The sequence below is a fragment of the Reyranella sp. genome, assembly GCF_036558665.1.
Taxonomy (GTDB): domain Bacteria; phylum Pseudomonadota; class Alphaproteobacteria; order Reyranellales; family Reyranellaceae; genus Reyranella.
This window is the reverse complement of the sequence record NZ_DATBFE010000103.1, coordinates 1-8,419: the sequence shown is the minus strand read 5'-3', so window position 1 is coordinate 8,419 and position 8,419 is coordinate 1. Positions and strand designations below refer to the sequence as shown.

At 68.7% G+C, this 8,419-nt stretch carries 10 protein-coding genes; 7 read left to right on the top strand and 3 right to left on the bottom strand.

Going from position 1 to position 8,419, the window contains the following annotated elements; genetic code table 11:
* On the top strand, positions 1-240 hold a 240-nt coding region (locus tag VH499_RS16600; protein WP_332053858.1), incomplete at its 5' end, for a hypothetical protein.
* Between the two features lie 148 nt (positions 241-388).
* On the opposite strand, the gene VH499_RS16595 is transcribed toward VH499_RS16600, so the two are convergent.
* Positions 389-670: a hypothetical protein gene (locus VH499_RS16595; protein WP_332053857.1), complete on the bottom strand. Its 282-nt coding sequence runs from the start codon at positions 668-670 to the stop codon at positions 389-391.
* Between the two features lie 327 nt (positions 671-997).
* Between VH499_RS16595 and VH499_RS16590 the strand changes: the two genes are divergently transcribed.
* The 4 genes from VH499_RS16590 to VH499_RS16575 all read left to right on the top strand — a co-directional run bounded on the left by VH499_RS16590 (position 998) and on the right by VH499_RS16575 (position 3,525).
* Positions 998-1,255, top strand: coding sequence for a hypothetical protein (locus VH499_RS16590; RefSeq protein ID WP_332053856.1), 258 nt, complete (start codon positions 998-1,000; stop codon positions 1,253-1,255).
* 214 nt (positions 1,256-1,469) lie between these two features.
* Positions 1,470-1,745 carry a hypothetical protein gene (locus VH499_RS16585; protein WP_332053855.1) on the top strand — a complete coding sequence of 92 codons (276 nt, stop codon included), beginning with the start codon at positions 1,470-1,472 and terminating at the stop codon, positions 1,743-1,745.
* Between the two features lie 57 nt (positions 1,746-1,802).
* Entirely contained in the window at positions 1,803-2,366 is a 564-nt protein-coding gene (locus tag VH499_RS16580; RefSeq protein ID WP_332053854.1) for a hypothetical protein, read from the top strand.
* A 163-nt stretch (positions 2,367-2,529) separates the two neighbouring features.
* The gene (locus VH499_RS16575; protein WP_332053853.1) at positions 2,530-3,525 is read left to right on the top strand and encodes an ABC transporter substrate-binding protein; all 996 of its coding nucleotides are present in this window, start codon (positions 2,530-2,532) and stop codon (positions 3,523-3,525) included.
* 359 nt (positions 3,526-3,884) lie between these two features.
* Here VH499_RS16575 and VH499_RS16570 read toward each other — a convergent pair whose 3' ends face one another.
* Positions 3,885-4,547 carry a hypothetical protein gene (locus tag VH499_RS16570; protein ID WP_332053852.1) on the bottom strand — a complete coding sequence of 221 codons (663 nt, stop codon included), beginning with the start codon at positions 4,545-4,547 and terminating at the stop codon, positions 3,885-3,887.
* Between the two features lie 263 nt (positions 4,548-4,810).
* On the opposite strand from VH499_RS16570, the gene VH499_RS16565 reads away from it, so the two are divergent.
* Positions 4,811-5,881 carry a phosphotransferase gene (locus VH499_RS16565; RefSeq protein WP_332053851.1) on the top strand — a complete coding sequence of 357 codons (1,071 nt, stop codon included), beginning with the start codon at positions 4,811-4,813 and terminating at the stop codon, positions 5,879-5,881.
* A gap of 306 nt (positions 5,882-6,187) precedes the next feature.
* Here the strand turns inward: VH499_RS16565 and VH499_RS16560 are convergent, their stop codons facing one another.
* Complete coding sequence (locus tag VH499_RS16560; protein WP_332053850.1) at positions 6,188-7,486, bottom strand: tetratricopeptide repeat protein; 1,299 nt, start codon at positions 7,484-7,486, stop codon at positions 6,188-6,190.
* 129 nt (positions 7,487-7,615) lie between these two features.
* Between VH499_RS16560 and VH499_RS16555 the strand changes: the two genes are divergently transcribed.
* On the top strand, positions 7,616-8,419 hold an 804-nt coding region (locus VH499_RS16555), incomplete at its 3' end, for an aldehyde dehydrogenase family protein (RefSeq protein WP_332053849.1).

The window sequence follows — 8,419 nt, the reverse complement described above, 5'->3', positions numbered from 1 at the left end:
GCGATCCCGCTTTCGCTTTTTTTGCCATCTCTGACAATCTACCGGGGCACGAGCCGGCCGACTGTGGCCATTGAGGGCCTCGCCGGGAGATTTCGAGGGCCGGGCGAAGGCGCGCCGGAAGTGAATGAGGACGTTCGGGATGTTCTTTTCGAGTCTACGGACGAACCGGACTACTCTTGCTCGTTCTTCGTTCAAAATGAACTTCGCGAGGACGTCGACAACTGGAACTTCATTACATGAGATCCGGAGCTGGCGAAGTTATACGCTCGGTATAGTTATACGCTCGGTATAAGAAGCGGTCCGAAGGCATGGCGGTCCAAGCGGCCACCCATGCTACCTGCCAACACGCCACAGACGATTTGTGCGGCGGAGCCGTACCCGACTGACCTCACAAGGCTCGCGCCGTGGATCGCTTCGGCAGCGTGATGCCGTTGTCGCGCAGCTTCCGTTCCAGGATGGGGATGCCGACAGCGAAATGGCCCTGTTCGCATTCGGCGATTGCCGCCCTGGTCTCGAGGTCGGGCTTGCTCGCGCCGTCCATGGCGCTGGTGGCGATATAGCGCCAGGCCAGGTCCCCCAGCGCTGCGCAATAGGAGGCGTCGTCGGCCCGGGCCACCAGCGGCAGCAACAGCAGGCCGAGCGTGCAGGCGAGGGCGCGACAAGGGCGCATAAGCATTATCATCGCCCGTCGCGCGGGGCCGTAGAACCAATTCCCGATCGCAACCGATCACTCCCGAGTGATCGGTTGGCCGTGACCTGAGCCCCGCGTTTCATCTAGCCGGAGATAAAATCCGTTCGTTATTGCTCTGCTCCCTGACGTTGGACCGCCGGTAGATTTTTCCGGCTCTGTCGCGGCTGGGATTGCAATCGCCAGGTCTCGTTCGATCGGGTGGCCCGGCGGCGATCGTCGCGCAGCTTCGCCTTGAGCCGGCGCTTGGGCGTCTTGTTGCGCCGTTGCGGTGCGGGCGTAAGATCGATCGGGCACTGGAGGACGGACATGTTCGCGAAACCGGCTGTCCTGGTCGTGCTCCTTGCGGGGCTGTCGGCGCCCGCCGACGCCGACGATGCCTCCTACTGCCGCGCGCTCGCGGCGGAGTACCAGAAGTACTACGTGAAGCTGCACGGCCATTCTCCCCGTCCCGGTCCGGTTGACGGCAACGTCGCCGCCGAGCGGTGCCTCGCCGGAGATCCCGCAGGCATCCCTGTCCTCGAGCAGAAGCTGCGGGACGCCAAGGCGCCCTTGCCGCCTCGCTAGAGCAACCGCCGCCGAAGTTGACATTGCCATGCCTCCCGAGCGATCGCGCTATGGGCGCCCTTCCACGCGTTCGATCCGGTGCGGGCGATCGGCCGGCGCGATCACTCGGGAGTGATCGGCCGTGGGCTTGCAGGACTCGAACGGACACGCGTGGCGTGCAATGATCGGCGTCGATCGAACGATGCGGTCACGCGGTGTGACCACTCCCATGCGCATGTCCCGGCCTCTCCTGTTTCTCTTTGTCGTGCTCGCCCTGGCGCTGCTGTCGGTCGCGCCGGCGGCGCGTGCCGACGATGCGGCCTATTGCGCGACGCTCTCCGAGAGCGCCTATCGCTATCTCGCCACCTGCGCCACCAACGGCGAGAGCAAGCCCGACCTCGAGACCCGCACCGCGATCGAGGACTGCCACAGCGGCAAGACCGCCGCCGGTATCGCGGTACTGGAGCGCAAGCTCGCCAGCAACGGCTTCACGCTGCCCAAGCGCCCCTAGCGTCGGCTGGCCACGCCGCCGGCAACGCCGCGACGTCGGCCAGAGAAGGAGAGCACCATGGCCTTCCATCTCGCTTCGCTTCCGCTTCCGCTCCTTCTGCTGTCTGTCGCGGCGACGGCCCAGACGGCGCCGCCGCCCGACTGGTTCGCTGACCCCGCGACCGGCTGCAAAGTCTGGGACGCCACGCCCGTTCTGGGCGAATCGATTTCGTGGAGCGGCGGCTGCGACAACGGCCTGGCGGAAGGCAACGGCACGCTGCAGTGGTTCGAGAACGGCAAGCCGACCGCGCGCTACGAGGGTGCCTACCGCGGCGGCAAGATGAACGGCCGCGGCGTCTTCCGCTTGGCCAACGGCGACCAGTACGATGGCGAGTTCAAGGACGACGATTTCAACGGCCTCGGCGTCTACAGCTGGGCCAACGGCGACCGCTACGACGGCCGGTGGGCCGACAGCAAGCCCAACGGCCAGGGCGCCAAGGTCGGCCGCGACGGCCAGGTCTTCAGCGGCATCTGGATCAACGGCTGCCTCAAGGAGGGCGACCGCCGCGCGGTGGCCTACACCACGGCACGGGCGTGCGGCTTCGAGGAGCAGGCGAACGGCGTCCGAAAGGGAAGCCGCTGAAGGCCGCGCGGCCGGCGACCTTTGCCTGCCATGGCGCCCGCTGCAGCGAACCGACGACACACTCGACGGGCACGACGCGAAGAATTGATCCCGAGTTCGCCGGCGCCGCTCCGATAGCCAAGCCTGCGCCGCGTGCTATCGTGCGCGCCGGAAGATGGGGCGGATGGCGACAGGCATCGGACGGCGGCGGCTCCTGGCGACGCTCGGCGGCGCAGCCGCGACGGCAGGACCGGCCGCCGCGCGGGCACAGCCGCCGGGCCGGACGGCAAGGATCGGGTTTCTCTATCCGGGCGTCGCCCGCGTCGCCGCCGTCCGCATCGCGGCGCTGCGCGACGGATTGCGCGCGGGGGGCTACCGCGAGGCCGACCGCGTCGACGTCGTGGTCCACGCGTCGGAGGGCGATCCGGCGAAGCTTGCGGCGCTCGCCGCCGATCTCGTCGCGCGCAAGCCCGACGCGATCGTGGCCGCGAGCCCTGCGGCCGTGCGCGCGGCGAGGTCCGCCACGTCGGTCGAGCCCATCGTCGCCATCGATCTCGAAAGCGATCCCGTCGCCGCCGGCTTTGTGGCGAGCCTCGCCCATCCCGGCGGCAACGTCACCGGCGTGTTCTCCGACTTCCCCGATTTCGGCACGAAGTGGCTCGAGCTCCTGAAGGAGGCGATCCCCGGCCTGTCGCGCGCCGTCATCCTGTGGGATCCCGCCACGGGCGCTACGCAGCTGAACGCGGTGGAGGCTGCCGGCCGGTCGCTGAAGGTCGGGCTGGAGGTGGTGAAGGTCCGGGCCATCGACGAACTCGGACGCGCCTTCGAGACGGCGGCGGAGCGACGTCCCGACGCCGTCGTCATCCTGTCGTCGCCGATCTTCGGCACCAACCCGAAGCTGATCGCCGACCTCACCCTCGCCCATCACGTCCCGACCGCCACTCTGTTTTCCGAGATCGCGCGGGCCGGCGGCCTGATGTCCTACGGGCCCAATCTGCTCGGCACGTTCCGCCAGACCGGCACCCTGCTCGGCAGGATCCTGCAGGGCGCGCGTCCCGCCGACCTGCCGGTCGAGCGCCCGACCACCTTCGAGATGGTGGTCAACCTCAAGACGGCAAAAGCGCTGGGGCTCACCCTCCCGGCCGCCGTTGTCGCGCGCGCCGACGAAGTGGTTGAGTGACGTACTGCCTCAGTGTCGCCGGGTGTTGGCTGCAACCAGTCGGCCAGGCTGTCGAAGCGAAAGGTGTTTTCGCGATAAGGCCCGTCGATGAACTCGAAGGCCGCATCAGCGGCGACGGTCAGGAAATCCGTCACCGCGCCAGCTTCTTGTACAGCTCGCCATAGTTGTCGCGGCTGCGCTCATAGGCGGCCATCCGGCACCCCCTCCAAGGCTATCATGATCTAGCATGATCCATCATGAACGACCGATAGACTCGACCGCAGTCGCGGGTACCGGCTTGCGCGGCGGCCCGCCGTCTGCGCACTGACCGGACCCCGTGGCCTTGACGGCCGCGAAGCCCGGTCCCGGTGCACCGGACGTTACCGGTCGAACGTCATCAGCATGGCGCCGGTGAGCGTCGAGCCGTTCATGAAGATGAACGCACCGAGTGTCAGCAGGGCGGTCAGGATCAAGGTCATCGAACTGAACCCGGCGAGTGCCAGGATGCCGAGGACGACAGCGGCCAGCCCCGCCACTGCCTGGATCGCGACCGAGCCCGACAGCATGCTGGCCGCGAGGCGCTGGGCCTGCTGTCCCAGACCGACCGTCGTCAGCCTCATGAGGTTGAACTGGGCCGACGAACCGCTGCTGAACACCAGCGCGCCGCCGAAGGCGATGGCCGCGATCGCCATCAGATCCATCGAGGCGACCTGCAGCAGGGCCAGGATGCCGAGCACGATGCCGGCTGCGCCGGCCAGCAGCTCGAGCGACCACGCCGCGCTGCCGCCGAGATCGGCCGCCGCCGGCCGCGTCTCGTCAGGCTGTGAGACCAGTGTCGCGTATTCGGTGGCGACCATGCCGCCATGGGAGATCAGGGCTACGCCGACGGCGATCGTCGCCACGGCCATGAGGAAGGCGGGCGAGACGTGCGCCAGGCCGAGGATCGTCAGAACGATGGCGACGATGCCCGCGACGGCTTCCGACGCCGACGCGCCGGATGCGGCTTTCGCACTATCGAAATGTGCAGGATGGGTAATCGACATGTAGGCTCTCCTTCTGCAAAAGGCAGAAGCGGAGTGCCTTGCGAAAACGACCTGTCGGCGGCGGATCCTTCGATGAGGAAAGACCCTGCCGCCAAGACGGGGAAGGGCATTCGGGCTCCTGCCGTCCATGCAACGCACGGGCTGCACGAGAAGTTACGTCCAACCCCGGGTAGAGCGGTGCGTCATGTGGCCCCATCTGGTCCGCGCGCAAACGGACGGCCTATGCTCAGCGGCAAAACCAAGGGGAGGCGCGCATAACCGCTTTGGACATCCCGAAGACTCCGCAGGCCCTTTCGGCGGAGTGGCTGACCGCGGCGCTGCAGGCGCACGTGGCCTCGGTCGAGTACGAGCCGATCGCGGCCGGCGTCGGCTTCCTGGGCAAGCTCGGCCGCCTGCGCCTGCGCTCTGCCGACGGCGCCGGCCTGCCGGCCACGCTGATCGCCAAGCAGCCGACGCTCGACGAGAAATCGCGTCAGCTCGCGATGATGTTCCGCTTCTACGACCGCGAGGTCGCCTTCTATCGCGACATCGGCGCGCAGGCAGGCATCCGCGTGCCGCGACTGCACTACGGCGCCTCCAATCCCGCGACCGGCGATTTCGTCCTGCTGCTCGAGGATCTGGCACCGGCGACGCTCGGCGACCAGCTCGAAGGATGCAGCGCCGCGCAGGCGCGCGCGGCTGTCGTCGCCATCGCGAAGTGCCATGCGCGCTGGTGGCAGGACCCGAAGCTCGCCGGCTTCGCCTGGCTGCCCGCCACCAACGATCCGATCCATCACTTCGCGCAACCGGCGTTCCAGCAATGCTGGCCGGCCTTCGTCCAGTTCGTCGGCGACAGGCTCTCGCCCGCGCTGAAACGCACCGGCGAGGCGCTCGGCGGCAACGTGATCCGCATGCTCGACGGCGTCGCCGGCTGGCCGCAGACCCTGGTGCACGGTGATTACCGCGCCGACAATCTCTTCTTCGGCGGATCCGACTCCAACGAGTCGGCGATCGCGGCCGTGGACTGGCAGGTGAGCAGCCGCGGCGGCGGCGTGTTCGATCTCGCCTACTTCATGTCAGGCAACGTGACACCGGCGACGCGGCGGGCGATCGAGAAGGACCTGCTCGCGCTTTACGTGCAGACGCTGAAGGGAAACGGCGTCGAGGATTTCGCCGTCGAGCAATGCTTCGAGGCCTATCGCTTCGGCGTGCTCTACTGCCTGGTCTACAGCGTCATCGTGATCGGCACCCTCGATCCCTCGAACGCCCGCGGGATCGCCGTCTTCCAGGCGGGCTTCGAGCGCGTCGCCGCCGCCATCGCCGACCTCGATGCCGCCGCAATGATGCCGCGGTGACGCCCCCTCTCCTCGCCTCTCCCCCAAAGGGAAGAGGAAAGTGATCCTGATCGCCACACTCATGCTCCTCACGTCTTGCTCAAAGGCGAAGAGGAACATGATCATGATCGCCGCCCCTCATGCTCCTCGCCTCTTCCCCAACAGCGGAGAGGAACATGATCCTGATCGTCGCACTCATGCTCCTCGCCCCCGATAGGGGGAGAGGTTGGGAGAGGGGGCGACGTACGCTGTTGGTACCGATCACACCGCTCACCTCGCGACGAAAGAAAAGGCGTCGAGCGCGTCGGCTTTGCGCCGCCCGAAGCGCTATGCCAGCCCGGCGACGGGGACCGACGGACGGCGCTCGGTCTTCTGTGCGGCGACGAGCTTGCGCGCATCGGCCGCGCGGCCGGCCTTGAGGTAGGCCGCGATCAGCGTGTTTTGGACCAGGTCGCGCTGGGCGCGGCTGCCGCCGATGCGCACGGTCGCCGCGAGCGCCGGTTCGAGCGCGGCGACGGCGCCGGCCCAGTCGCCCTTGCCGCAGGCGGCGAAGCCGCGCGCGAGCTGCGGCACGACCTCACCGGCGGGCGAGCGGCCCGACCGGGCGCGCTCGTCGAGCTCAGCGGCGATGCGTGCGATCGCCTCGCCGTCGCCGGCCGCCACCGCGGCCAGCACGCGGTGGACGTCGACGAAGGCGACGCCCGCCTTGGGGAAGGATTTCTGCGCGTAGCCGTGCACCTGCTGCCAGGCGTCGGGATTGCGCGCCTGGCCGGCCAGCTCGGCCCGCCACAGGAACGCGGGCGCGTCGGTGGCGACGTTCAGCGCCGGACCCCAGGCGCCGCCGGGATGGACCTGCGCCCGATAGATCTGCCAGGCGCGCTCCGTGTCGCCCAGCATCAGCGCGAACATCGCGACGTGCCAGGAGATGTGGCAGTGCATCAGCCCCTCGCGCGGATAGGCGGGCAGCCACGAGTCGAGATAGTCGAGCGCGACGCGGTCCTCGCCCTGCTCGTAGAACACGTGCGCCTTGATGTGCGCGCCGTGCGCGTTCCTCGGGTTGGCCGCCATGCTACGCTCGATCAGCTCGAGCGCCTCGTCGAGCCGGCCGACCTCCTCCAGCGCGAAGGCATAGACCGACTGGAACCACCAGTCGCCGGCGAGATGCGGGCGCAGCGTCTCGAGAAACTCGACCTGCTCGGGCTCGCGGCCCTGCCGGCCGCTGAAGCCGATCAGGCCGAACACGCCGGTCGCGGGCGCCGCGACCATGGCGTCGCGCGGATGCTCGGCAAGATGGGCGCGCGTGGCGGCCAGCGACTCGACCGGCTTGCCCTCGATCGCCAGGCAAAGCGCATCGACGTGGCTCCGCTCGCGCGGCGTGCCGCGGCCGGCCAGTTCGCGGGCGCGCGCCGCCTCTGCCCGCGCTCCCGCGACATCGGCCATCAGCAGCAGGGCGCGCGCCAGTGCGGCATGGGCGAGCGCAAAGTCCGGGTCGGCCTCGACCGCGCGCCGGAGGTCGGCCTTGTCGCCGGCGGCCGCCGCCATCACCCCGTCGCAGCCGGCGACGTAGGCGTCGCGCGCGGCCTCCGACGAAGTGCTGAGCGGCAGGCCATATCGGTCCTCGAGCATGATCGCGTCCTCCTGCCGATCGAATATCCGCCGGCGCGGCGCAAGGAAAGGCCGTTGTGCGCCTCGCGGCGATGCCCGATGGCGCCCGGCTTGCGCTAGAATGATGCGCCCATCGCCCGGGAGACGACCATGCCCGACACCCATTCCCAAACGATCGCCATTCCCGACGAGCTGCGGTCCTGCTTCGAGCGCCAGCGTGCGGCGTGGCTGGCGGCGCCGGCGCCTGGCCTTCGCGAGCGGCGCACCGACCTCGAGGCTCTGGCGCGGCTCGTAAAGGAGAACAAGGACGCGCTGGTCGCCGCGATCGATGCGGACTATGGCGGCCGCTCGGCGTTCGAGACGCTGTTCGCCGAATACTTCGTGGTGCTGGAGACGATCGCACATACGAGCAGGCACCTCAGCAAATGGATGAAGCCGCAGAAGCGGCATATCGACGTGCTGACCTATCCCGGCGCAAGGAACCGCGTGATCCCCCAGCCGCTGGGCGTCGTCGGCGTGATCGTGCCGTGGAACTTTCCGCTCAATCTCAGCTTCTGCCCGCTCGCCGCCATCCTCGCCGCGGGCAACCGCGCGATGGTGAAGATGTCGGAGAACTCGCGCCATCTCGCGGCGCTGCTGGCGCGTCTCTCGCCCAACTACCTGCCCACGGACAAGCTCGCCTTCTTCGAGGACGGCGGCGGATCGGAGGGCGTCGGCAGAGGCCCGGCCTTCTCGTCGCTGCCGTTCGATCATCTCCTGTTCACCGGCTCGGGCGCGACCGGCCGCTCGGTGATGGCCAACGCCGCGCGCAACCTGACCCCGGTGACGCTGGAGCTGGGCGGCAAGGCGCCGGCGATCGTGGCGCCCGACTTCCCGATCGAGACGGCGGCCCGGCGCATCCTCTGGGTGAAGATGCTGAACGCGGGCCAGATCTGCACCAACGTCGACTACGCC